Raw genomic sequence first — 25,182 nt, forward strand, 5'->3', positions numbered from 1 at the left:
TGATAGGAGCGATGATTTTGAACTTAGAATTAAGTGAATATAAGAAAAATATTGCTGAAATGAGTAATAAAGTTAGTGAATTTAGGAGGTCTCTTTGACTTAGATGCTTTAGAAGAAAAGATTGCAGAAAATGAAGCAAGGATGGCAGAGCCAGGATTTTGGGACGATCAAGAAAAAGCACAAGAGGTTATTGCTGAAAATAATGATTTAAAGGCAAAATTTGAGACATTTCATGAACTAGCGGAATCTATTTCAGATTTAGGAGTATCGTTAGAGTTATTACAAGAAATTCCAGATGATGAGGAATTACAAGCAGATTTAGAAGAAAATTATCAACATGCTGAAAAATTGTTACAATCATATCAATTAAATATGTTGTTAAGTGAAAAGTATGATAAGAATAATGCTATTTTAGAAATTCATCCTGGAGCAGGTGGTACAGAATCTCAAGATTGGGGATCAATGTTACTAAGAATGTATACACGCTGGGCTAGTCAACACGATTTTAAAGTTGAAACTGTAGATTATCAACCAGGCGATGATGCCGGCATAAAAAGTGTAACGCTTATGATAGAAGGAAAAAATGCTTATGGTTATCTACGAAGCGAACGAGGAGTTCATAGACTAGTACGTATTTCACCATTTGATTCTGCCGGAAGACGTCATACCTCATTTGCATCTGTTAATGTTATGCCAGAACTTGATGATTCTGTTGAAGTTGAGTTAAGACCTGAAGATATAAAAATGGAAGTCTTTCGTGCTAGTGGAGCAGGTGGACAGCATATTAATAAAACTTCTTCAGCTGTTAGACTTATTCATATACCAACGGGAATAGTTGTTTCAAGTCAGGCACAACGTTCTCAATTTCAAAATAGAGCAACTGCAGAAAATATGTTACGTGCTAAGTTATATCAATTGGAGATGGAAGAAAAAGAAAAGCAACGTGCTGCTATTCAAGGGGAACAATTAGATATTGGTTGGGGTTCCCAGATTAGATCATATGTCTTTCATCCATACTCAATGGTCAAAGATCATCGCACTGATTATGAAACTGGAAATATTCAAGCAGTCATGGATGGAGATTTAGATCCATTTATTAATGCTTATTTACAATGGAAGCTGCAACAAGCTAATCCACAATAATTGTTATATAATAAAACTATAGAGGGTTGAAGCACCAATAAATCAGTAATTAGTAATGACTGATTATAGGTGCTTTTTTATTATGTGATATTTTTGTCAATGAATTACAAAATTTGATATACTTAAATTAAACTATGTTTTGAGGAGGGACGTTAACTTGTTAATTTTAAAACTTATAGGTAGTTACTTATTGACACCTGTTTTATGGTTAGGAATATTGTACGTAATTATTAGTTATAATCAGAGAATTAATAAAGAAAGAAAACAATTTAGAGTTGCGATAAATAAGGATTTTTATGAGGGGCGAAATTTCATAAAATGTGGTCTGTTCTTTTTTGTGATGGGAAGTTTAATTTCCATGATATTAGGACTAACCTTGCCTACAAATAGTGTATACATATATCAAATTTTAGTAGTACTGGCGTTTTTAATAAACGGATTTTCAACAACAAGCATGTTATTAGTTATGACTGCAGCAGGTATATTAGAGTTAGTTGTCCCAAGATTCATTACATTTTTTGGAGATGTATTTCCAGAAATATCAGGGCCTAGTTGGTTATTGTTAATATTTATTTCAATATTAGCCGATTATTATCTAACGAGAAATATGAAGAAGCATCCATTAAGTCCAAAGATAAAAAGTGGAAAACGTGGTAGAAACATTGCTACATATTTAGGAAGAGAAACGGTTGTGTTTCCACTGTTGGCATTAATCCCTAGTGGTACTCTCTCTAGCACTTTGAATTTTTGGCCAGTTTTTAATATTGGTAATCAAAAATTTTCGTTAATTCTATTTCCAATTTTTATAAGTACTAGCGTTAAAGTCATAAAAAGAGCTAAGGAACGAGTAATACAAGATAAATTAAAGAATATTGAATTACTTTTAGGTTTAACTTTTGTTTTAATAGTATTAACTAAATTTATGTCAAAACTATTTTTGATCAGTTTGATAATTTTGACAGTAGTATCGATATTTTTTGAAATTAAACTTAGAAAGAAAGAGAAAGATGCCAATTCTTGGTATGTGGAAACAGATGAAGGTATTAGAATCATTTCAGTTCAGCCAGAGACACCTGCAGCAAAAATGAAGTTGCAGCCGGGAGATGTTATTTTGACATGCAATAATAGAGTAGTAAATTCTGAGGAAGAATTTTATCAAGCATTACAACTAAACTCTGCATATTGCCATGTTAAAGTGAGAACTTATGAGGGAGATTTACGAATTGCGGAAAGTGCCATTTTCATGGATTCTCCTCATGAAATCGGCTTAATTTTATTCCACTAGTTAGAAGGTGAAAATATGGCAAAAGTATTGGTTGTAGATGATGAACAAGCAATAACAACATTGTTGAAATATAATTTAGAAAAGGCAGGCTATGAAGTTAAAACCGTTAATAATGGAAATGATGCATTAGATGAAGGATTAACTGGCAAATACGACTTTATAATCTTAGATCTAATGTTGCCAGGAATTGATGGAATTGAAGTTACTAAGAGAATAAGACAAGAAAAGATAACAACATATATTCTTATTCTTACTGCTAAGGATGATGAGTATGATAAGATCATTGGACTGGAATTAGGTGCTGATGACTATTTGACTAAACCCTTTTCACCACGTGAAATTGTTGCTAGGTTAAAAGCAGTCAAAAGAAGAGTGGAACATTATTCTGATAATTCAGAGAAGGATTCCAAAAATAAGTATTACTTTGGAGACTATATGGTAAATCTTGATAGTTATGAATTGAGAGATAAAAATAATAATTTAATTAAGTTAACGCCTAAAGAATTCGAATTGCTTGTATATTTTTTAAGAAAAAAAGGTAGGGTTTTAGGACGCGAAGAATTGTTGAACAATGTTTGGGGATTTGACTATATCGGTCAAACAAGAATGGTAGATATGCATGTCAGTCATTTACGGGAAAAAATAGAGAAGAATCCTAAGAAACCTATTTTTTTAAAAACCGTTAGAGGCTTCGGCTATCGCTTTGAGGACGAATAATGAGTAAAATTAGACTTGTTTTATTAAATATTGTTTTAGTTCTAATATCAATGCTAGGTGCAGTATTGATAATGGTTGATTTTAAAAAATCGGTTCTATCAGAGTTTTTGGAAAGAGAATCGTGGATACAAATTATAATTGCTGTTGTAGTACTTGTAGTATTAGATACAGGAATTGATTTGTGGAATAGTAGAAAACAAAGAAAAGAGATAGAGAGATTAAATAAGAAAATTATAGAAGATATCAAATTAACTGATAATGTGATAGATAAGAAGAATCCTTATTATGAGTTATCTCAATCTATAGGTTATGTTCAAGATAAACAAAATAAGCTTTCTAAAAAATATGATAAAAGAAAAAGAGAATATTTGAGTTTATTAGAATATATCGATATTGGGATATTAGTTATTGATTATAAAGATAGATTAACAATGTCTAATGAATTAGGAAAAGATTTTTTTGATTTTGACAATGAATGGAAAAATCAAGATTATCAAAATTATATTTACAATCTTGATGTGAGAAAATTAATTGAGCAAGTTAAGTTAACCAAGGAAGATAAGAAAAAGCAGATTGTATTAAAAATTGATACAGTTCAAAAAATTGTTGAGACAAGTGCTATTTATATTCCAATAGATTCTAAGCGCTACTTAATAATGCTAATGTTACGAGATTTAACAGCTCAAAAAGAAATGGAAAAAAAGCAATTAGATTTTGTGGGAAATCTTAGTCATGAAATAAAAACGCCTATTACTGCAATAACAGGATTTAGTGAGACACTATTAGATGGTGCTCTAGATGATAAAGAAGTTAGTAAACAATTTATTGAAATTATTCATGATGAAAGTACCAAACTCTCGAACTTAGTTGATGATATGATAACTATTTCTAGATTAAACGAGCATGGAAGTTTGAATATTGAGTTGGTGAATATCTTTAAGTTGGTTAAAGATACATTACAATTATTTAGTCATGAAATTGAGAAAAAAAGATTGAATATTAGGATAGAAATAGATGAAGAATTAAGTTTATATTGTGATAAATTGAAATTAAAGCATATTATCACTAATTTAATTCAAAATGCAATTCGATATAATTTAGAAAATGGGGAAATAAAAATTAAGGTCCAAAATGATAAAAAAAATGAGTGGGTCTTTGTTATCAGTGATACAGGTATTGGTATATCGGATGAAGATAAAGAAAGGATCTTTGAGAGATTTTATCGTGTAGATAAATCACATAGTAAAACAGTTGGTGGAACAGGATTAGGTTTAGCTGTTGTAAAGGAATCAGTTGATGCTTTATCTGGAAGGATAAAAGTTAAAAGTCAAATTAATAAGGGAACAACATTTTATGTGATTTTACCGAGATTTAAGGCAAGGTAGGGATAGCAATATATGAAAAAATTATACAGATCAAATAGAAATCGTATAGTTGGTGGAGTTTGTGGTGGTATTGGTGAATATTTAGGAATAGATGCTAAGTATGTCAGAATAACTTTTGTAGCTTTGACGATTATTACTAGTATTTTTAGACCACTGTCTATGGTCGTACCCGGAATTTATATTATTATGATGTTAGCAATTCCAGTAAAAAAAGTTAATAGAGATGATCTTGACTCAACTTTTGATCCATTCTCATATTTTGAGAAAACAGATGATGTTAAAGAAGAAAAAGGTAGAAAAACATTAACAAATGTTACTGAAAAGGACATCAAAGATGATAGAAAGGATTAAACAATGTATTTAGGTTTTTGGAAGAGAGTTTTGATAAATGGCATATTTTTTATAGCGATTGCTGGTTTATATAGCTCAGGGCTACATGTGGCCAATGTTTGGGTAGCATTCATGGCTGCTTTTGTTTTAGGATTGTTAAATACGTTTGTAAAACCATTTTTAATAATTTTATCTTTACCGATAACTTTGTGGACAATGGGGCTATTTTATTTTGTAATCAATGCTTTATTACTAGAATTGACCTCAGTTGTAATGAAAGGTGCATTTTATTTTACAAGTTTTGGTTCAGCACTAATTGTTGCGATTATCATGAGTATTGTAAACTTAATTGTGACAAATTATTTTATGAATAGATAAAGTAGTGAAACCGGTTTATAAAAATGATAGAATATAGATAGAAGTTATTTACTTCTGAATGGAGGGAAGATAATGAATAGTGTTTCAGTAGCTAACTTGGTAGAAGCTATTAACTTAACCGTTTATTCTGGAGAAGAATATTTAGAAGAAAAGCAGATTACTACAAGTGATATCTATCGTCCTGGTTTAGAACTTACAGGATATTTTGAATATTATCCAGAAGAACGTATCCAGTTATTTGGAATGACAGAAGTCTCATACGCTCATCAATTGACTAAAAAAGATTTGCAGGATGTTGCGGAAAAATTATGTGCTCCAAAGACACCTTGTTTAGTAATTGCTAGGGATCTAAAGGTACCAGCAGAATTAGAAAAATCAGCGAAAGCCAATAATATTCCGATTTTATTATCTAGCTTACCAACAACAAGATTGTCATCAAAAATGACGGATTATCTTGAAGGAAAGTTAGCTGAGCGAAGAGCAATGCATGGAGTACTAGTAGATATCTATGGCTTAGGTGTCCTAATTACTGGAGATTCAGGTGTAGGTAAATCAGAAACTGCACTTGAATTAATAAAACGTGGGCACCGTTTAATAGCTGATGATAGAGTCGAAGTGTGGCAACAAGACGAACAAACTGTTGTTGGTGAAGCACCACAAATTTTGCGTCATTTATTAGAAATTAGAGGAATTGGAATCATTGATGTCATGAATTTATTCGGTGCTGGTGCTGTTAGACAAGACACAGATATATCATTGATTGTTCATCTTGAAAATTGGAGTAAAGATAAACAATTTGATCGTTTAGGTTCAGGAGAACAAAGTCAACAAATTTTTGATGTATCAGTTCCTAAAATTACTATTCCAGTAAAAATTGGACGAAATTTAGCTATTATTATTGAAGCCGCAGCGATGAATTTCCGTGCAAAAACAATGGGATATGATGCAACTAAAGCATTTGAGAGAAATCTTAACAATTTAATTAAAGAGAATTCAGAAAATTAGAGGTGTAAAGATTAATGAATTTTTTAGGAGTAATTAATCCGGTTGCCTTACAATTAGGTCCATTTCAAATTAGATGGTATGGAATAATTATTGCTAGTGCAGTTATTCTGGCAGTATATTTATCTGTTTTAGAGGGAAGGAAACAAAATATCTTAGATGATGATATCTATGATTTATTGTTGTATTCTCTGCCAGTAGCAATTATCTGTGCCCGAATTTACTATGTAGTTTTTGAATGGTCATATTATTCTCATCATTTAAGTGAGACTTATCGTATTTGGGACGGTGGAATTGCTATTTATGGTGCACTAATAGGTGCAGTTATAGTTATCTTGATCTTTTGTCGTCGTCGCAATATTCCAACTTGGACTTTACTTGATGTGATTGCCCCAACAGTTATATTGGCACAAGGCATAGGACGTTGGGGAAATTTCATGAATCAAGAAGCTCATGGTGTTGCAACGACATTAGGTTTTTTAAAATCGTTACATCTACCTAAGTTTATAATTAACCAGATGTATATAGATGGAACATATTATCAACCTACGTTTCTTTATGAGTCTCTATGGGATATTAGTGGATTTGTTGTTTTAATTATTTTGAGAAGACAGAAGAAATTATTAAAAAGCGGAGAAGTTGTTCTGTCTTACATAATTTGGTATTCATTTGGTCGTTTCTTTATTGAAGGAATGAGAACTGATAGCTTAATGTTGGGGAGTTTAAGAGTATCACAATGGTTATCTTTAATTCTATTTATTAGTGCCATCGCAGCAATCTTTTACAGAAGATACAATGATCCGTTGTTGAAATGGTATACAGAATAATAATTAGTTTAAAAAAATTTGCTATTCTATAGTATAATATAGATATATGTTAATGGAAGGGTGATTTTCATGAGTTGGCAAGATACTTACCAAGACTGGAAAGAAAATAAAGAATTAGTTGAAGATTTACGTGCAGATTTAGTACGTATGGAAGGAAATCAAGATGAACTTGAAGATGCATTCTATGCACCATTAGAATTTGGTACAGCTGGTATGCGTGGGGTTTTAGGTGCAGGAATTAATCGTATGAACATTTATACTGTTCGTCAAGCTACTGAAGGTTTAGCTCTTTTCATGGAAACTCTTGATGAAGAAACAAGAAAACGTGGTGTAGCTATTAGTTACGATTCACGTCACCATTCACAAGATTTTGCTTTTGAATCTGCTAGAGTATTAGGACAACATGGTATTCCAACATTTGTTTTTGAAAGTTTACGTCCAACACCTGAATTATCATTCACAGTACGTCACTTACATACTTATGCAGGGATTATGATTACTGCAAGTCATAATCCAAAGCAATACAACGGATATAAGATTTATGGTGAAGATGGGGCACAAATGCCTCCTAAAGAATCAGATTTGATTACTAAATATATTCGTAAAGTAGATGATCTATTTGCAATTAAAGTTGCAGATCAAGAAGAACTAATAGAAGATGGTGTTCTTAAGGTAATTGGTGACGAAGTTGATAAAGCATACTTAGATGAAGTAAAACAAGTTACTATTAACCAAGAACTAGTTGCTGAAGAAGGTAAGACAATGAAACTTATCTTTACACCACTTCATGGTACAGGAGCTATGTTAGGTGAAAAGGCTTTGCGTCAAGCAGGTTTTGAAAACTTTACAATGGTTCCAGAACAAGCTAAGCCAGATCCTGATTTTTCAACAGTTAAAAAGCCAAATCCAGAAGATACAGCAGCCTTTGATTTAGCTATTAAATTAGGTAAAGAAGAAGGTGCAGATTTATTAGTTGCTGTTGACCCTGATGCTGACCGTTTGGGAGCAGCTGTGCGTCAACCAGATGGTGAATATCAATTATTAACAGGTAACCAAATTGCAGCAATTATGTTAAACTACATTTTAACTGCTAGAAAGAATGCAGGTACTTTACCAGCTAATGCAGCAGCAGTTAAATCAATTGTATCAAGTGAATTTGCTACAAAGATTGCTGAAAGTTTTAACGTAGACATGATCAATGTTTTAACTGGATTCAAATTTATTGCTGAACAAATTAAGCATTTTGAAGATACGAATGAACATACATTTATGTTTGGATTTGAAGAGAGTTATGGATACTTGGTTCGTCCATTTGTTCGTGATAAAGATGCTGTACAATCACTTGTAATGTTAGCAGAAGTGGCTGCTTTCTATAAGAAACAAGGTAAGAATCTATACGATGGTCTTCAAGAATTATTTGAAAAGCATGGTTACTTTGTTGAAAAGACAACATCATTAACTTTTGATGGGGTTGAAGGTGCTAATAAGATTAAAGACTTAATGGCTAAATTTAGAGCTGAAGCACCAAAACAATTTGGTGATTATAAAGTTGTTGCAATGGAAGATTTTGATAAATCTGAAAAGAGTTATGCTGACGGAAAAGTCGAAGCAATGACTCTACCTAAGTCTAATGTATTGAAATTCTTATTGGAAGACGGTACATGGATTGCTATTCGTCCTTCTGGTACAGAACCAAAGATCAAATTCTACATTGGTACTTTAGGCGATACCTTAGAAGCAGCAACAAAGAAACGTGCAGTCTTTGAAGAAGAGATTAACAATTTTGTAAATGAATAATAAATAGAAATTAGTTTAGAGAAACGTCTTATTACTGATAAAAGTTAGTAGTAAGACGTTTTTATTAATTCTAAACTAAGTAGTAGTAGAATTCTTGTTCGGTGTGGTACAATATATATGCAATTTTTATGATTGGGAGGGTTCGATGTGATTGAGCGTCAAGCAGATAGAAATTTTGAATTAGTTTCTAAGTATAGCCCAACTGGAGACCAGCCGGAAGCAATACAAGAATTAACAGAAGGAATTAAAAAAGGTGAAAAAGCTCAAATTTTAATGGGAGCGACAGGTACTGGTAAAACTTTTACAATTTCTAACGTAATAAAGAATGTTAATAAACCAACTTTAGTTTTAGCACATAATAAGACGTTGGCAGGACAATTATATGGGGAATTTAAAGAATTCTTTCCTAATAATGCAGTGGAATATTTTGTTAGTTATTATGACTATTATCAACCAGAAGCTTATGTTCCTTCTAGCGATACTTATATTGAAAAAGATTCAAGTATTAATGATGAAATAGATAAACTTCGTCATTCTGCTACAAGTTCATTATTAGAAAGAAATGATGTAATTGTTGTGGCTTCTGTTTCATCAATCTTTGGGTTAGGTGATCCCCATGAATATAGAGAACACACAATTTCATTAAGAGTTGGACAAGAAATTGAGCGTAATAAATTATTAAATGATTTAATTGATATTCAATTTGAACGAAATGACATTGACTTTCAACGTGGACGTTTCAGAGTTCGTGGAGATGTTGTTGAAATCTTTCCAGCTTCAAGAGATGAGTCAGCATTACGAGTAGAATTTTTTGGCGATGAAATTGATAGAATTAGAGAAATTGACCCATTGACTGGAGAAACTATCGCTGATAGAGAACACATCGCTATTTTCCCTGCTACTCACTTTATGACAAATGAAGAAAGATTAGGAACAGCGATTGAGGGAATTCAACAAGAATTAGAAGAAAGAACGGCTGAATTAAAAAGTGAAGGAAAACTTTTAGAAGCTCAGCGATTACAGCAAAGAACCACATATGATATTGAAATGCTAAAGGAAATGGGATATTGTTCTGGAATTGAAAATTATTCAAGACATATGGATGGTAGAAAGCCAGGAGAAGCACCTTATACTTTATTAGATTTCTTTCCAGATGATTTCTTGATTGTAGTAGATGAATCACATGTAACGATGCCCCAAGTTAGAGGTATGTATAATGGGGATAGAGCTAGAAAGCAAATGCTGGTGGATTATGGATTTAGGTTACCTAGTGCTTTAGATAATCGTCCATTAACTAGAGAAGAATTTGAAAAACATGTAAATCAAATAATTTACATGTCAGCGACACCAGGGCCTTATGAACAAGAAAAAACATCACATGTTGTACAACAGATTATTCGACCAACTGGATTATTGGATCCAGAAATTGAAGTTCGTCCTATTATGGGACAAATGGATGACTTAGTTGGAGAAATCAATAAACGGGTTGAACTTAATGAAAGAGTATTTGTTACAACGTTAACTAAAAAAATGGCTGAAGATTTAACTGATTATTTCAAAGAAATGGGAATAAAAGTTAAATACTTACACTCTGATATAAAAACATTAGAAAGAACTGAGATTGTTCGAGACTTAAGAATGGGAAAATTCGATGTTTTAGTAGGTATTAATCTTTTGAGAGAAGGAATAGATGTACCTGAAGTTTCATTGGTAGCAATTTTAGATGCTGATAAAGAAGGCTTTTTACGAAATGAACGCTCTTTAATTCAGACGATTGGACGTGCTGCTCGTAATGCAAGTGGTCATGTAATTATGTATGCTGACGATGTAACACCTTCTATGGAGGCAGCCATCAAGGAAACTAAGAGACGTCGTAGTATCCAAGAACAATATAATAAAGATCATAATATTATTCCTAAAACAATTATTAAACCAATTAGAGCAGCTATTTCTATAAGTTCAAAAGTTAATAAATCAGATACAAATATTAGTGATACAGTAGATTTTGCTGATATGAGTAAGAAGGAACAATTAGAAATGATTTCTAATCTAGAAGAACAAATGCGTGAGGCTGCTAAGAAGTTAGATTTTGAAGAAGCTGCAACATTAAGAGATACTGTAATGGAATTGAAAGCACAGATTAGTTAAGGAAGAAGGGTATATAATTTGGCTCAAAATAAAATAAAAATTCGCGGAGCAAGGGCACATAATTTAAAAAATATAGATGTCGATATACCTAAAGATAAGTTGGTAGTAGTTACTGGTTTATCTGGTTCAGGTAAAAGTTCATTAGCATTTGATACTTTATATGCTGAAGGACAACGAAGATATGTAGAGAGTCTCTCAGCATATGCACGTCAATTCTTGGGACAAATGGATAAACCGGATGTTGATTCGATTGATGGATTATCTCCAGCAATTTCAATTGATCAAAAGACAACTTCCAAAAACCCAAGATCGACAGTAGGAACAGTTACTGAAATCAATGATTTTTTACGATTATTATGGGCAAGAGTCGGAACACCTATTTGTCCTAATGATGGTCATGAAATAACAAGTCAATCTCCAGAACAAATGGTAGATAAGATATTAGAATTGCCAGAAAGAACTAAATTACAAATTCTAGCTCCAATTGTACGAGGAAAAAAAGGGCAACATAAGAAAATTATTGAAAAAGTAAAAAAAGATGGATTTGTACGTATTATTGTTGATGGTGAGATTCATGATGTTGAAGAAGAAATAGAGTTAGATAAAAATAAAAAGCATGATATAAGTGTTGTAGTAGATCGAATTGTATTGAAAGATGGTATTCGATCAAGATTGTTTGATTCACTAGAAGCCGCTTTAAGATTAACTAACGGCAATGTTGCAGTTGATGTAATTGGTGATAAGATGTTGCAATTTTCTGAGAATTTCTCATGTCCATATTGTGGTTTTACCATTGGAGAATTAGAGCCACGTATATTTTCTTTTAACGCACCATTTGGAGCATGTCCTGATTGTGATGGTATAGGTGTGAAATTAGAAGTAGATAAAGATTTGGTAATACCAGACGATACAAAAACTTTAAATGAAGGTGCACTTGCACCATGGAATCCTATCAGTTCTAAGTACTACCCAACAATGTTGCAACAAGCATGTGAGGCATTTGGTATTGATATGGATACTCCATTTAAAGATTTACCAGACAAAGATAAAAAAATTATATTGTATGGAGCTGGAGATAGAGAATTTCATTTTAAATTTAAAAGTGACTTCGGTGGTTTGAAGGATATTGATACAACATTTGAAGGTGTTATTCCAAATGTTGAAAGACGTTATAGAGAAACAAATAGTGATTTTACAAGAGATGTTATGCGTCAATACATGACTAGTTTAACTTGTCAAACATGTCATGGATATCGTTTAAATAAACAAGCATTATCTGTAAAAATAGCAGGTAAACATATTGGTGAAGTGTCAGATTTTCCTATTAATGAAAGCTTGAATTTCTTTGAAAATCTAACATTTAGTGAACAAAATCAAGAGATTGCCAGACCAATTCTAAAAGAAATTGATGATAGGTTAACATTTTTAAAGAATGTAGGTTTAGATTACTTAACACTTAGTCGTTCGGCACGTACACTATCAGGTGGAGAAGCCCAAAGAATTCGTTTAGCTACACAAATTGGATCAAATTTATCGGGCGTAATGTATGTTTTAGATGAACCATCAATTGGTCTCCATCAAAGAGATAATGATAGATTGATTGCTTCACTGAAAAAAATGCGTGATTTAGGTAATACACTAATTGTTGTAGAACACGATGAAGATACTATGAGAGCAGCAGATTATTTAATTGATATTGGTCCAGGTGCTGGCGAGAATGGTGGACAAGTTATAGCTGCTGGAACTCCAAAACAGGTTGAAAAAAAGCGTAATTCTTTAACTGGACAATATTTGTCAGGTAAGAAGTATATTGCAATCCCAAATGAACGACGAAAAGGAAATGGAAAGAAGATAGTAGTTAAGGGTGCTTCGGAGAATAATTTGAAAAATATAGATGTTAGTTTCCCACTAGGTGAATTTATAGCTGTTACCGGTGTATCTGGTTCTGGGAAATCAACATTGGTAAACATGATTTTAAAGCGTGCCTTGGCTCAAAAACTTAATCATAATTCTGAAAAACCAGGTAAATATCAAAAAATTGAAGGTGTCGAAAATATCGAAAAAATTATTGATATAGATCAAACACCAATTGGACGTACTCCTAGAAGTAATCCGGCTACATATACCGGTGTATTCGATGATATTAGAGGACTATTTGCTCAAACTAATCAGGCTAAATTGAGAGGATATGGCAAAGGAAGATTTAGCTTTAATATTAAGGGTGGAAGATGCGAGGCATGTAAAGGCGATGGAATTATAAAGATTGAAATGAACTTTTTACCAGATGTTTATGTTCCTTGTGAAGTTTGTCATGGTACACGCTATAATTCTGAAACTTTAGAGGTAGAGTATAAAGATAAAAATATTGCTGATATTTTAAATATGACTGTATCTGAAGCTTTAATATTTTTTGAACCAATTCCTAAAATTAAACGGAAATTACAAACGATTGTGGATGTTGGTTTAGGTTATGTGAAATTAGGACAACCAGCAACAACTTTATCTGGTGGTGAAGCACAAAGAATGAAATTAGCTTCAGAACTTCATAAAAAGTCTAATGGAAAAACTTTTTATATTTTGGATGAACCTACAACAGGGCTACATTCAGAAGATATTAAGAGACTATTAGAAGTTCTGCAAAGATTAGTTGATAAGGGAAATACTGTTCTTGTAATTGAGCATAATTTAGATGTTATAAAGACTGCAGATTATTTAATTGATCTAGGCCCTGAAGGTGGAGATGGTGGCGGTCAAATAGTAGCTACCGGAACACCAGAAGAAGTCATAAAAGTTAATGATAGCTATACTGGTAAGTATTTAAAAGAAGTGCTAGTACCTGATCATTATGCATAGTTATAATTTGCAATTTTAAATAAAAATGATAGAGTAGAAATTGAAATTAATATTTTTTATATAGGAAGTGTTAAGATGGCTAAGGTAGAAAGTTTTACATTAGATCATACAGCTGTTAAGGCTCCATATGTACGTTTAATTACTGTTGAAACAGGTGCAAAAGGAGATAAGATTTCAAATTTTGACTTAAGATTTGTTCAACCAAATGAAAATGCAATTCCAACAGCTGGATTGCATACAATTGAACATATGTTGGCAGGATATTTGCGTGATCATATGGATGGAGTTATTGATTGCTCACCTTTTGGATGTCGTACAGGTTTCCATTTAATTATGTGGGGTGAACATGATACTACTGAAGTTGCAACAGCTTTAAAGGCATCTTTAAATGACATTATTAATGCTAGTTGGGAAGATGTTCAAGGAACAGATATTAAGAGTTGTGGTAATTATAGAGACCATTCTCTATTTTCTGCTCAAGAATGGTGTAAGAAGATTTTGGCTGATGGCATTTCAACTGATCCCTTTGAAAGAAAAGTTATTTAATTTTTTTGTTAGGAGGATGTTTCGTGGCTAAGATATTTGTAGTTGGTGGCTCTGGTAGAGTGGCATCAGAACTAATTAAGAATTTAATTAATGATGGTAATCAAGTATCTGCAAGTTCACGTCATCCTGAGAAAATTATTAAGTTAGATAATGTTGTTCCAGTTAAGTTGGATTTGCATAGTGATGTTAGTGCTTGGTCTGAAGTTTTTAAAGGTATGGATGTTATTTACTTTGTAGCTGGATCTAGAGGTAAAGATTTGCTACAAACGGATGCAATGGGAGCTGTCAAAACGATGCAAGCAGCTGAGAACGTTGGTGTTAAAAGGTATATAATGTTGAGTTCTTTGTATGCTTTACAGCCTGAAAAATGGTCACAATATGAATCATTGGCAGCGTTGACTGATTATAATATTGCAAAATTCTTTGCAGATAATTATTTAGTTAATGATACCAAATTGGACTATACAGTTGTTCAGCCAGCATCACTAACTGAAGAAACAGGTACTGGAAGAGTATCTTTTAATGAAATAATAAGTAATACTAATCCAATTCCAGATGTTGCTAAAGTATTGGCAGAGGTAATCAAACATAACAATACAATTGGCAAAGTTATTATGATGTGTAGTGGGGATAACCCAATTGAAACAGCATTAAAAGACATTTAGAGTGTCGGATTTGACCCGTATATCTAAAGGCAAGATGACTTTAGATTGCGGGTTATTTCTTGTGAAAAGGAAAGAATTATAATTAAAATACATGTAGGAATATTTTTATTTTTTTAAAGACACGCCCGGATATGATATAATGGTAAAATGATTAAAAAGGATAAGAAAGTTGAGGCGATGTTCATGAGTGCATTGCAATTAGTAATAGTTACCGGAATGAGTGGTGCTGGGAAAACAGTAGCTGTACAGAGTTTTGAAGATTTAGGTTATTTTTGTGTGGATAATATGCCTCCTAAATTATTGCCTAAATTTTATGAATTGGTTAAGGAATCTGGGAAAATAACGAAAATAGCATTAGTAGTAGATTTAAGATCTCGTGCTTTCTATGATGAAATTGTAGAAATGGTGAGAGAATTAGATGAAAGTGAATTCAATTCTTCTAGAATATTGTTTTTAGATGCTTCAGATGAAGAACTAGTTGCTAGATATAAAGAAACTAGAAGATCTCATCCGTTGGCTATGGAGGGAAGAATTTTAGACGGAATTCATTTAGAAAGAGAACTATTGGCACCAATTAAGTCAAATGCTCAAATCATTATTGATACCTCTAAGTTATCTCCACGTCAACTAAGAGAAGAGATATTTAAGAATTTTGAAGCTAGAGATACCAAAACTTTTCATATCGAAGTTATGTCATTTGGTTTTAAATATGGACTACCTATAGATGCAGATATTGTTATGGATGTACGTTTCTTACCTAATCCTTACTATGTACCGGAATTGCGAAATAAAACTGGTAAGGATGACGCTGTATACGAATATGTGATGAAATCTGAGAAAACAGAAGAATTTTATCAAAAATTTGTATCTCTTCTAAAATACGTAATTCCAGGTTATATTACAGAAGGGAAATCTAATGTAACAATTGCAATTGGATGTACAGGGGGGCAACATCGCTCAGTGGCATTAGCTGAAAGAATAGGTAATGAATTATCTAAAGAGTATCCTGTTCATATGTCACATCGTGATATGAATAAACGAAAGGAGACGGTGAATCGCTCATGAAACAACAAACAAGAAATACACCTAAAATTGTTGTCATAGGTGGAGGTACTGGCCTTCCTGTTATTTTAAATGGTTTACGTAAGAGAGATGCTGATATTACTGCTGTTGTTACAGTTGCTGATGATGGAGGATCTTCCGGAATTATCAGAGATTATATTAACGTAGTTCCGCCTGGAGATATTAGAAATGTATTAGTTGCTTTATCTGATCTGCCAGATGTATATAAAGATATATTTCAGTACAGATTTAATTCTAAAGACCAGTTCTTTTCAGGGCATGCAATTGGAAATCTTATAATAGCTGCACTATCTGAAATGGAAAATAGAGGAATTTTTAATGCAGTGCAAGAGTTATCTGAATTAATGAAAGTAGATGGACACGTCTATCCGGCTGCTAATACTCCGTTAGTATTGAATGCAAAATTTACTGATGGTAGTGAAATCTCTGGTGAAGCAGAAATTTCAGCGGCTGGAAAAACCATAAAAAAAGTATGGGTTACAACAAATGGTGAAGGTAAACCAGAGGCGATGCCAGAAGTAATTGATGCCATTATGAATGCTGATCAGATTGTATTAGGGCCAGGAAGTCTATTTACTAGTATCTTGCCTAATTTAATGATTGAAAATGTGGGTCGTGCAGTTTGTGAAACTAAGGCTGAGGTTATATATATTTGTAACATCATGACTCAAAAGGGTGAAACTGAACATTTTTCAGATGCAGATCATGTTAAAGTTTTGAATAGTCATTTGGGTAAAAACTTTATTGACACAGTGTTGGTAAATACTGAAAATGTGCCTAGCGATTATTTAGACAGACAAAAATACGACGAATACTTATATCAAGTAAAACATGATTTTTCAGGTTTACGTGAACAAGGAACAAGAGTTATTTCAGATAACTTCTTATTAATGCGTGATAGAGGAATTTTCCATAATGGAGATCAGGTTGTAGATGAACTGATGAGACTTACTGGAAGACCCAAGTCATGGAACGACGATGAATTTAATTAGAGTATAGAATAGAGGTGGAGGAATGTCATACGCTAGTGATGTAAAAAAAGAACTTACAATGCTTGAGGTTCATTTTGGTAATGCTAAGGCTGAATTGATGGCACTAATAAGGATGAATGGCTCATTGAGTATTGTTAATAAGCAATTTGTTTTAAGTGTTCAAACAGAAAATCCAGCTATTGCTAGGCGTATCTACCGATTATTAAAGCAGTTTTACGATATAGAGAGTGAATTGATCGTTCGTCGAAAGATGAAATTGAAGAAGAATAATTTTTATATTGTACGTTTAAAAACTGGAACAAATGAAATTTTAAAGGATTTAGATATATTAGATAATTTTCAGATTAAAGAAACTGTTCCTTTAGAATTTTTGGATGACGATGCCAAGGTAAGATCATATTTACGTGGGGCATTTTTAGCAACTGGTTCTGTTAATAATCCTGAAACAAGTAGATATCATTTAGAAATTTACTCACTATATGAAGATCATAATGATACAATATGTGAAATGATGAATAGATATGGATTAAATGCAAGGAAAACAGAGAGAAGAAGTGGTTATATTACTTATCTAAAAGAAGCTGAGAAAATAGCAGACTTTTTATCTTTGATAGGTGCAACGAATGCCATGTTGAAATTTGAAGATATTAGAATTGTTAGGGATATGAGAAATTCAGTTAATCGTATTGTGAATTGTGAAACTGCTAATCTTAATAAAATCGCAGATGCTTCTAAAAAGCAAATTGATAATATTAAGTTGATTGATGCTAAGGTGGGAATTGATAAATTACCACAGAAATTACAAGAAGTAGCAATAGCGAGATTGGGGCATCCAGAAGAAAGCTTAAAGAATTTGGGTGAACTTATACCTGGAGGACCAATTTCTAAATCTGGTATAAATCATAGGTTGAGAAAATTAAATGAAATTGCCGAAAAAATACGCGCTGGTGAAAGTATTGCGGTACTATAAAAAAAGTTCCTAGATTGTATGGTCTAGGAACTTTTTTATAATGTATTAATTATTTAATTTTCTTCTTATTCTTCATAATACCATCAATCAAACCATAATCTACAGCTTGTTGAGCAGTCATGAAATTGTCACGTTCAGTATCTTTATTGATAGTTTCAATATCTTGACCAGAACCGTCAGCTAAGATTTGATTAATTAACTTGCGAGTCTTAAGAATGTGTTCAGCAGCAATTTGAATTTCAGTTGATTGTCCTTGAGCACCACCTAATGGTTGATGAATCATAATTTCAGAATTAGGTAGAGCAAAACGTTTACCTTTGGTACCAGCTGTTGCAAGGACAGAAGCCATAGATGCAGCCATACCCATAACGATAGTTTGAACATCAGCATTAACGAAATTCATTGTATCGTAGATTGCTAAACCAGCAGAAACAGAACCACCAGGAGAATTAATGTACATATAAATATCTTTTTCAGAATCTTGAGCATCTAAAAATAGAAGTTGGGCGATGATAGCATTAGCCATGTCATCATTGACTTCACCAGATACCATAATAATTCTATCTTTTAATAAACGTGAATAAATATCATAAGCGCGTTCACCTTGTGAAGATTGTTCAATAACTGTAGGCACTAAATTCATAAGAGAAACCTCCTAAATAAAATTTATATTCTTGAATAATTTTAGCATTCAAGCTCTTATATTGCTAGTTTAGTACAAAGGTCAATAATGGTCAAATTTAAAGCCTTAATTAAATGAAAATAATTTTATTGCTTTTAAAGTTTATATGAAGTAAAATCAATAACGTTATTTAATTTGTGCTGTTAGTGTAATGGATATCACACAAGATTCCGGTTCTTGTAATCTCGGTTCGACTCCGAGACGGCATATAATTAATTTTTAAGCTGGTTCAGGGTTGAGCTGGCTTTTTATTTTATTATAAATAATGTTCGGATTTTATCATTAAAAAATGAAATTTAGAAATAAAAATTCTGAATATTTTGATATTATTTATAGAAAAGTTAATTTAATTAAGATTTAAAGAATTTATAAAGAAACGCTCAAATTAGAGAGTTTAAAGGCTTGCAAAATTTAAAGAATATTGATATACTACAAATGTAGTTGAGGTATAAGAACAGTTTAATGGTTAATTAATTGTTGTTGTACTTTTTCTTTTTAACTTAACTGGGTCGCTCGATGACACTGTTGGACGTCAAGAGTCCCGCAAGAAAGAGGACATAAAATGCGCGAGGAAGTAGAGTTGATTGAGTCAATCGTTCCAGATTTAATTGATGTTCTAAGGAAAAGATTTATTATCTTAAGAAGTATTGATTGGTCTGAACCAGTTGGCAGAAGAGTACTAGCACAAACCTTGGGCATGAGTGAACGAGTTTTGCGGACTGAAACAGATTATTTAAGGAAGCAAGAATTAATTGCTTCAACAAAGTCTGGTATGATTTTGACTGCTAAAGGTAAAAGAACAATACAAGGCCTTTCCAAGTTGATGGACTCTTTATTAGGGTTACAGCAAATGGAGAAAGAATTATCTCGATACCTAGGTATAAGAAACTGTTTAATTGTTTCGGGAGATAGTGATAGACAGCCTTTGATTATTGAGGACATGGGCAAGTTAGTAAATGATATCCTAGGTAAGGAATTGCCTAAGGGTAAAAATGTCATTGCTGCAATGGGTGGTACTACGATGGCTAAAGTTGCTACCTGTTTGACTTCCGAAATTGCAGTAGATAGAGATTTGACTTTCGTGCCTGCCCGTGGTGGTATAGGCGAAAGGTTAGATATTCAGGCGAATAATGTATGTGGCTTAATGGCTGAAAAAACTGGTGGTAATCACAGGACATTATATGTGCCTGAACAGGTTAGCGAAGATACTTATCGTCCGCTTCTTAATGAACCCGTAGTACAAGAAGTTGTGAATTTAATTAGACAGAGTAATGCTGCTGTTCATAGTATAGGTGAAGCAATTAGTATGGCAGAGAGACGTTCGATGCCTAAAAATGTAGTAGCAATGCTAAAAGAGCGTAAGGCTGTGTCTGAGACTTTTGGTTATTTCTTTGACGATAAGGGGAAAGTTGTTTACAAGATTCCTAGAATTGGATTGCAACTTGAAGATCTCGCGAATATGGATTGTATAATCGCTGTTGCTGGTGGTAGTTCTAAGGCACGAGCAATAGCAGCATACATGAAGAACGCTCCTGAGAAAACATACTTGATTACTGACGAAGGAGCTGCTAAGATGATTTTAAAAGGGTAGTAATTCTATTACCTTTTAAAATAAAATAAAATTTTCATTTCCTAAAGGAGGAAATTTTAGTTATGACAACTAAAGTAGGTATTAATGGTTTTGGCCGTATCGGTCGTTTAGCATTCCGTCGTATTGCTGAAGCATCAAATGATTTGGAAGTTGTTGCTATCAATGACTTAACATCTCCAGCAATGTTGGCACACTTATTGAAATATGATACAGCTCATGGTCAATTTGACGGTGAAGTTTCTGCAACAGACAGTGCACTTGTTGTTAATGGCAAGGAAATTCCTGTTTATGCTGAAGCTGATGCTAAGAACATTCCTTGGGTTAAGAATGATGGTGTAGAATTAGTTCTTGAATCAACTGGTTTCTACACATCAACAGAAAAAGCTTCTGCTCACCTTGAAGCAGGTGCTAAGCGTGTATTAGTTTCTGCTCCTGCAGGTAACATGAAGACAATCGTTTACGGTGTAAATGATGACACAATTACAGCAGACGACAAGATCATCTCTGCTGCTTCATGTACAACAAACTGCTTGGCTGCTCCTGCAAAGGCAGTTAACGATGCATTTGGTATCAAAGCTGGTACAATGACAACAATTCATGCTTACACAGCTACACAAAAATTACAAGATGGTCCAGATCGTAAGGGTAATGTTCGCAACGCTCGTGCAGCTGCTCAAAACACAATTCCTCACTCAACTGGTGCTGCAAAAGCTATCGGTTTAGTTGTTCCAGAATTGAATGGTAAGTTGGATGGACATGCACAACGTGTTCCTGTTATTACAGGTTCTTTAACAGAATTAGTTGTAACTCTTGAAAAAGAAGTAACAGTTGATGAAGTTAACGAAGCAGTTAAGAAAGTTACAGAAAATAACCCATCATTCGGTTACAACGCAGATGGCATTGTTTCTTCTGACATTATCGGTACAACATTTGGTTCTGTATTTGACCCAACTCAAACACAAGTTGTTGGTAAGGGTGACGGCCAAGTTGTTAAAGTTGTTGCATGGTACGACAACGAATACGGTTTCACATCTCAAATGATCCGTACATTAGAAAAATTTGCTAGCATGATCTAATTTTAGTTTTTACTAAAATTAATTTGCAATGCAAGTTACTGAGGCGGGAGGAGGTTACTCCTTCCGCCTTTTATTTTAATTCTACTTTGGAGGTTTACTAAAATCATGGCTAAACTTATTGTTTCAGATTTAGACGTAAAAGGTAAAAAAGTTCTTATGCGTGTTGACTTTAATGTTCCTATTAAAAATGGAGTAATTGGTAACGACAACCGTATTGTTGCTGCTTTACCAACAATTAACTACATTATTGAACACGATGGAAAGGCTATTTTATTCTCACACTTAGGACGTATTAAGAAAGAAGAAGATAAGAAAGAATTATCTTTACGTCCAGTTGCAGAACGTCTTGCAGAATTATTAAACAAGCCTGTTACATTTGTTCCTGCTACACGTGGAGCACAACTTGAAGATGCTATCAACAATATGAATGATGGTGACGTTCTTTTAGTTGAAAATACTCGTTTTGAAGACTTAGATGGTAAGAAAGAATCTGGAAATGATCCAGAATTAGGTAAGTACTGGGCATCATTAGGTGATGTATTTGTAAATGATGCATTTGGTACAGCTCACCGTTCACATGCTTCTAACGTTGGTATTTCTGAAGCTATGAAAGCTGAAGGCAAGCAAGCTGCTGCAGGTTACTTACTTGAAAAAGAAATCAAGTTCTTAGGTAACGCTGTTGACAGTCCAAAGCACCCATTTGTTGCTATCTTAGGTGGTGCTAAAGTTTCTGATAAGATTGGTGTTATTAACCACTTATTAGGAAAAGCTGATAAAGTTATCGTTGGTGGTGGTATGACATATACATTCTACGCTGCTAAGGGTATCAAAATCGGTAACTCTTTAGTTGAAAAAGATAAGATCGAATTAGCTAAGGAAATTATGGAAAAAGCTGGCGATAAGCTAGTATTACCTGTAGACAACGTATGTGCAAAAGAATTTAACAACGATGCACCTAGTGAAGTTGTTGAAGGTGATATTCCAGATGGTTACATGGCTCTAGATATTGGACCAAAATCTGTTGAATTATTTGAAGATACTTTAAAAGATGCTAAGACAGTTGTATGGAACGGACCTATGGGTGTATTTGAAATGAGCAACTTTGCAAAAGGTACACTTGAAGTAGGTAAGTTCTTAGGTACTTTAAGCGATGCTACAACAATTGTTGGTGGTGGCGATTCTACAGCTGCTGTACAACAATTAGGTGTTGCTGACAAGTTAACACACATTTCTACTGGTGGTGGTGCTTCCCTTGAATATCTAGAAGGTAAGACATTACCTGGTATCGCTGCAGTTTCTGATAAGTAATTTAAGTTAAGTTATAGAAACTAGGTTGAGGTTTAATTTCTGAAAGGATGATTTATTGTGCGTACACCAATTATCGCAGGTAACTGGAAAATGAATATGAATCCAGAACAAACTGCAGAATTTGTAAAAGCTGTTAAGGATAATTTACCAGCAGCATCTGAAGTTGAAGCTGTTATTGCAGCTCCTGCTGTTGACTTACCAGCATTACTTGAAAATGCAAAAGGTTCTGATTTAAAAGTTGCAGCTGAAAACTGCTACTTTGAAGATGAAGGTGCTTTTACAGGTGAAACATCACCAAAAGTACTAAAGGAAATGGGAGTAGACTACGTTGTTATCGGTCATTCCGAACGTCGTGATTACTTCCACGAAACTGATGAAGATATTAACAAGAAAGCTCATGCTATCTTCCGTAATGGTTTAACACCAATCATTTGCTGTGGTGAATCTTTGGAAACTCGTGAAGCTGGAAAAGCTGAAGAATGGGTAGCAAACCAAGTTACAGCAGCTTTGAAGGATCTTTCCGCAGAACAAGTTGCAAGCTTAGTTATCGCTTATGAACCAATCTGGGCTATCGGTACAGGTAAGACAGCTACTGCAGATCAAGCAGAAGAAATTTGTGCAGTAGTTCGTAAGACAGTTGCTGATTTATATGATGAAACAGTAGCTGACAAAGTACGTGTACAATACGGTGGTTCTGTAAAACCAGCTAACGTTAAAGAATTAATGGCAAAAGAGAACATTGATGGTGGATTAGTTGGTGGAGCTTCATTAGTTCCTGATTCATACTTACAATTAGTAAACTACAAAAACTAGTTTTTAGGATAAATTATTCATAAGTAATTGAATAATTTAGTAAAAACCCTTAAAATATCTATTAGAGAAGGAATTCTCAGTTAATTTTTATAAACTCAAAGGAGTGTAATTTAATGTCTGCAATTACAGAAATTTATGCACGCGAAGTTTTAGATTCACGTGGTAACCCAACAGTTGAAGCTGAAGTATATACACAAGATGGTGGTTTCGGTCGTGGAATCGTTCCTTCTGGTGCATCTACAGGTGAACATGAAGCTGTTGAATTACGCGATGGTGACAAAGATCGTTACATGGGTAAAGGTGTAACAAAAGCTGTTGCTAACGTTAATGATATCATTGCTAAGGAAATTGTTGGTTACGAAGTTACTGATCAAGTTGCTATCGATAAAGCAATGATTGCTTTAGATGGTACACCAAATAAAGGTAAGTTAGGTGCTAACGCAATCTTAGCAGTTTCTATTGCTGTTGCTCGTGCAGCTGCTGACGAATTACAAGTTCCATTGTACAACTACATTGGTGGTTTCAATGCTCATGTATTGCCAACACCTATGATGAATGTTATCAATGGTGGTGCTCACTCTGATAACAAGGTTGACTTCCAAGAATTTATGATTATGCCTGTTGGTGCTCCAACAGTTAAGGAAGCAATCCGTATGGGTTCAGAAACATTCCATCACTTACAAAAATTATTAGCTGCTGATGGTAAAGTAACATCCGTTGGTGACGAAGGTGGTTTTGCTCCTGACTTTGCAAACAACGAAGAACCATTAGAATACCTTATCAAAGCTATTGAAGCTGCAGGTTACAAGCCAGGTAAGGATATTGCTATTGCTGTTGACGTTGCTTCTTCTGAACTTTGGGACAATGATTCCAAGAAGTACAAGTTACGCTGGTCAACAGGTGAAGAATTCACAACTGAAGAATTCATCAAATATCTTGAAGGCTTAGTTGCTAAGTACCCAATTATTTCTATCGAAGATCCTATCGATGAAAACAACTGGGATGACTGGGTAACAATTACTTCTGAACTTGGTAAGAAAGTTCAATTAGTTGGTGACGACTTCTTCGTTACAAACACAGAATACCTACGTAAAGGTATCAAGATGGGTGCTGCAAACTCTATCTTAATCAAGGTTAACCAAATTGGTACATTAACAGAAACAATGGAAGCTATCGAAATGGCTAAAGAAGCTGGCTACACAGCTATTGTTTCACACCGTTCTGGTGAAACTGAAGATACAACAATTGCTGACTTAGTTGTTGCTACAAATGCAGGTCAAATTAAGACTGGTTCTATGAGCCGTACAGACCGTCTTGCTAAGTACAACCAATTAATGCGTATTGAAGATCAATTAACAGACTTGGTTGCTAAGTACAAGGGTATCAACTCATTCTACAACTTGAGTGAACAAGCTCGTCAAGACATCATTAACAAGTAATTGTTATGACTTAAGAAAGAATGTGATTATTAATCACATTCTTTTTTATTTGCTAAATTGAATATTAACTTATATAATATAAATGATTTAAAGAGATAAGTAATTATCTCTTTTTGTTTTATATTTTATAGAACGTACGTTTTAAAGGCGGT

At 33.5% G+C, this 25,182-nt stretch carries 22 protein-coding genes; 21 read left to right on the plus strand and 1 reads right to left on the minus strand.

Translation table 11 applies throughout. From position 1 onward, the window contains the following. Window positions 1-11: 11 nt before the first annotated feature. From prfB to whiA, 16 genes are all read left to right on the plus strand, one after another. A protein-coding gene (prfB, locus tag OZJ21_RS04565; protein WP_099450942.1) for a peptide chain release factor 2 occupies window positions 12-1,143 on the plus strand; the annotation gives its coding sequence in 2 pieces (ribosomal slippage) (window positions 12-95 and window positions 97-1,143; 1,131 coding nt in all). A 157-nt stretch (window positions 1,144-1,300) separates the two neighbouring features. Next, the gene (locus OZJ21_RS04570; RefSeq protein ID WP_081538131.1) at window positions 1,301-2,428 is read left to right on the plus strand and encodes a PDZ domain-containing protein; all 1,128 of its coding nucleotides are present in this window, start codon (window positions 1,301-1,303) and stop codon (window positions 2,426-2,428) included. A 15-nt stretch (window positions 2,429-2,443) separates the two neighbouring features. Beyond that, a complete protein-coding gene (locus OZJ21_RS04575; RefSeq protein WP_081534827.1) occupies window positions 2,444-3,145 on the plus strand; it encodes a response regulator transcription factor in 702 nt (233 codons plus the stop codon). Further along, a complete protein-coding gene (locus tag OZJ21_RS04580) occupies window positions 3,145-4,530 on the plus strand; it encodes a sensor histidine kinase (RefSeq protein WP_004564348.1) in 1,386 nt (461 codons plus the stop codon). Before OZJ21_RS04575 ends, OZJ21_RS04580 begins: the two co-directional genes overlap by 1 nt. Window positions 4,531-4,542: 12 nt before the next feature. After that, window positions 4,543-4,881, plus strand: a complete 339-nt coding sequence (locus OZJ21_RS04585; RefSeq protein WP_201897570.1) for a PspC domain-containing protein — start codon at window positions 4,543-4,545, stop codon at window positions 4,879-4,881. Between the two features lie 3 nt (window positions 4,882-4,884). After that, window positions 4,885-5,238: a phage holin family protein gene (locus OZJ21_RS04590; RefSeq protein ID WP_003700632.1), complete on the plus strand. Its 354-nt coding sequence runs from the start codon at window positions 4,885-4,887 to the stop codon at window positions 5,236-5,238. A 69-nt stretch (window positions 5,239-5,307) separates the two neighbouring features. Then, a complete protein-coding gene (gene hprK / locus OZJ21_RS04595) occupies window positions 5,308-6,243 on the plus strand; it encodes an HPr(Ser) kinase/phosphatase (protein WP_034990390.1) in 936 nt (311 codons plus the stop codon). A gap of 14 nt (window positions 6,244-6,257) precedes the next feature. Continuing rightward, window positions 6,258-7,067: a prolipoprotein diacylglyceryl transferase gene (gene lgt, locus OZJ21_RS04600; RefSeq protein WP_003700630.1), complete on the plus strand. Its 810-nt coding sequence runs from the start codon at window positions 6,258-6,260 to the stop codon at window positions 7,065-7,067. 69 nt (window positions 7,068-7,136) lie between these two features. Continuing rightward, entirely contained in the window at window positions 7,137-8,864 is a 1,728-nt protein-coding gene (locus OZJ21_RS04605) for a phospho-sugar mutase (protein WP_003706547.1), read from the plus strand. Between the two features lie 147 nt (window positions 8,865-9,011). Beyond that, window positions 9,012-11,012 carry an excinuclease ABC subunit UvrB gene (uvrB, locus tag OZJ21_RS04610; protein WP_049165113.1) on the plus strand — a complete coding sequence of 667 codons (2,001 nt, stop codon included), beginning with the start codon at window positions 9,012-9,014 and terminating at the stop codon, window positions 11,010-11,012. A gap of 18 nt (window positions 11,013-11,030) precedes the next feature. Beyond that, window positions 11,031-13,865, plus strand: coding sequence for an excinuclease ABC subunit UvrA (gene uvrA / locus OZJ21_RS04615; RefSeq protein WP_268857503.1), 2,835 nt, complete (start codon window positions 11,031-11,033; stop codon window positions 13,863-13,865). 75 nt (window positions 13,866-13,940) lie between these two features. Further along, window positions 13,941-14,411: an S-ribosylhomocysteine lyase gene (locus OZJ21_RS04620; protein WP_003700626.1), complete on the plus strand. Its 471-nt coding sequence runs from the start codon at window positions 13,941-13,943 to the stop codon at window positions 14,409-14,411. A 23-nt stretch (window positions 14,412-14,434) separates the two neighbouring features. Then, window positions 14,435-15,076, plus strand: a complete 642-nt coding sequence (locus tag OZJ21_RS04625) for an NAD(P)H-binding protein (RefSeq protein WP_268857504.1) — start codon at window positions 14,435-14,437, stop codon at window positions 15,074-15,076. Between the two features lie 183 nt (window positions 15,077-15,259). Next, entirely contained in the window at window positions 15,260-16,141 is an 882-nt protein-coding gene (rapZ, locus tag OZJ21_RS04630) for an RNase adapter RapZ (RefSeq protein ID WP_328284334.1), read from the plus strand. Next, window positions 16,138-17,151: a gluconeogenesis factor YvcK family protein gene (locus OZJ21_RS04635; RefSeq protein WP_003706551.1), complete on the plus strand. Its 1,014-nt coding sequence runs from the start codon at window positions 16,138-16,140 to the stop codon at window positions 17,149-17,151. The genes rapZ and OZJ21_RS04635 overlap by 4 nt, the downstream gene beginning before the upstream one ends. Before the next feature lie 22 nt (window positions 17,152-17,173). Continuing rightward, window positions 17,174-18,121, plus strand: coding sequence for a DNA-binding protein WhiA (gene whiA, locus OZJ21_RS04640; protein ID WP_003700622.1), 948 nt, complete (start codon window positions 17,174-17,176; stop codon window positions 18,119-18,121). Window positions 18,122-18,170: 49 nt separating this feature from the next. Here the strand turns inward: whiA and clpP are convergent, their stop codons facing one another. Beyond that, window positions 18,171-18,764: an ATP-dependent Clp endopeptidase proteolytic subunit ClpP gene (gene clpP / locus OZJ21_RS04645; RefSeq protein WP_003700621.1), complete on the minus strand. Its 594-nt coding sequence runs from the start codon at window positions 18,762-18,764 to the stop codon at window positions 18,171-18,173. A 601-nt stretch (window positions 18,765-19,365) separates the two neighbouring features. On the opposite strand from clpP, the gene OZJ21_RS04650 reads away from it, so the two are divergent. From OZJ21_RS04650 to eno, 5 genes are all read left to right on the plus strand, one after another. After that, window positions 19,366-20,394 (plus strand): sugar-binding transcriptional regulator, encoded by a 1,029-nt coding sequence (locus OZJ21_RS04650; protein ID WP_268857505.1) that lies wholly within the window; start codon window positions 19,366-19,368, stop codon window positions 20,392-20,394. Window positions 20,395-20,456: 62 nt separating this feature from the next. Beyond that, window positions 20,457-21,470, plus strand: coding sequence for a type I glyceraldehyde-3-phosphate dehydrogenase (gene gap, locus OZJ21_RS04655; protein WP_003706554.1), 1,014 nt, complete (start codon window positions 20,457-20,459; stop codon window positions 21,468-21,470). Window positions 21,471-21,575: 105 nt separating this feature from the next. Next, window positions 21,576-22,778 carry a phosphoglycerate kinase gene (locus OZJ21_RS04660; RefSeq protein WP_003700618.1) on the plus strand — a complete coding sequence of 401 codons (1,203 nt, stop codon included), beginning with the start codon at window positions 21,576-21,578 and terminating at the stop codon, window positions 22,776-22,778. A gap of 57 nt (window positions 22,779-22,835) precedes the next feature. Next, entirely contained in the window at window positions 22,836-23,591 is a 756-nt protein-coding gene (gene tpiA, locus OZJ21_RS04665; protein ID WP_003700616.1) for a triose-phosphate isomerase, read from the plus strand. 113 nt (window positions 23,592-23,704) lie between these two features. Continuing rightward, window positions 23,705-25,030, plus strand: coding sequence for a phosphopyruvate hydratase (eno, locus tag OZJ21_RS04670; RefSeq protein WP_003700615.1), 1,326 nt, complete (start codon window positions 23,705-23,707; stop codon window positions 25,028-25,030). Window positions 25,031-25,182 lie beyond the last annotated feature (152 nt).

The sequence above is a fragment of the Ligilactobacillus sp. UO.C109 genome (assembly GCF_026847815.1).
Lineage (GTDB): Bacteria > Bacillota > Bacilli > Lactobacillales > Lactobacillaceae > Ligilactobacillus > Ligilactobacillus salivarius.

Bases quoted from the DNA above. Each gene is read 5' to 3' on its own strand.
- clpP (WP_003700621.1), bottom strand. From the start codon at position 18,764: ATGAATTTAGTGCCTACAGTTATTGAACAATCTTCACAAGGTGAACGC.
- OZJ21_RS04575 (WP_081534827.1), top strand. From the start codon at position 2,444: ATGGCAAAAGTATTGGTTGTAGATGATGAACAAGCAATAACAACATTG.
- OZJ21_RS04590 (WP_003700632.1), top strand. From the start codon at position 4,885: ATGTATTTAGGTTTTTGGAAGAGAGTTTTGATAAATGGCATATTTTTT.
- gap (WP_003706554.1), top strand. From the start codon at position 20,457: ATGACAACTAAAGTAGGTATTAATGGTTTTGGCCGTATCGGTCGTTTA.
- whiA (WP_003700622.1), top strand. From the start codon at position 17,174: ATGTCATACGCTAGTGATGTAAAAAAAGAACTTACAATGCTTGAGGTT.
- OZJ21_RS04660 (WP_003700618.1), top strand. From the start codon at position 21,576: ATGGCTAAACTTATTGTTTCAGATTTAGACGTAAAAGGTAAAAAAGTT.
- rapZ (WP_328284334.1), top strand. From the start codon at position 15,260: ATGAGTGCATTGCAATTAGTAATAGTTACCGGAATGAGTGGTGCTGGG.
- lgt (WP_003700630.1), top strand. From the start codon at position 6,258: ATGAATTTTTTAGGAGTAATTAATCCGGTTGCCTTACAATTAGGTCCA.
- OZJ21_RS04580 (WP_004564348.1), top strand. From the start codon at position 3,145: ATGAGTAAAATTAGACTTGTTTTATTAAATATTGTTTTAGTTCTAATA.
- OZJ21_RS04635 (WP_003706551.1), top strand. From the start codon at position 16,138: ATGAAACAACAAACAAGAAATACACCTAAAATTGTTGTCATAGGTGGA.
- OZJ21_RS04620 (WP_003700626.1), top strand. From the start codon at position 13,941: ATGGCTAAGGTAGAAAGTTTTACATTAGATCATACAGCTGTTAAGGCT.
- eno (WP_003700615.1), top strand. From the start codon at position 23,705: ATGTCTGCAATTACAGAAATTTATGCACGCGAAGTTTTAGATTCACGT.
- OZJ21_RS04650 (WP_268857505.1), top strand. From the start codon at position 19,366: ATGCGCGAGGAAGTAGAGTTGATTGAGTCAATCGTTCCAGATTTAATT.
- OZJ21_RS04605 (WP_003706547.1), top strand. From the start codon at position 7,137: ATGAGTTGGCAAGATACTTACCAAGACTGGAAAGAAAATAAAGAATTA.
- OZJ21_RS04585 (WP_201897570.1), top strand. From the start codon at position 4,543: ATGAAAAAATTATACAGATCAAATAGAAATCGTATAGTTGGTGGAGTT.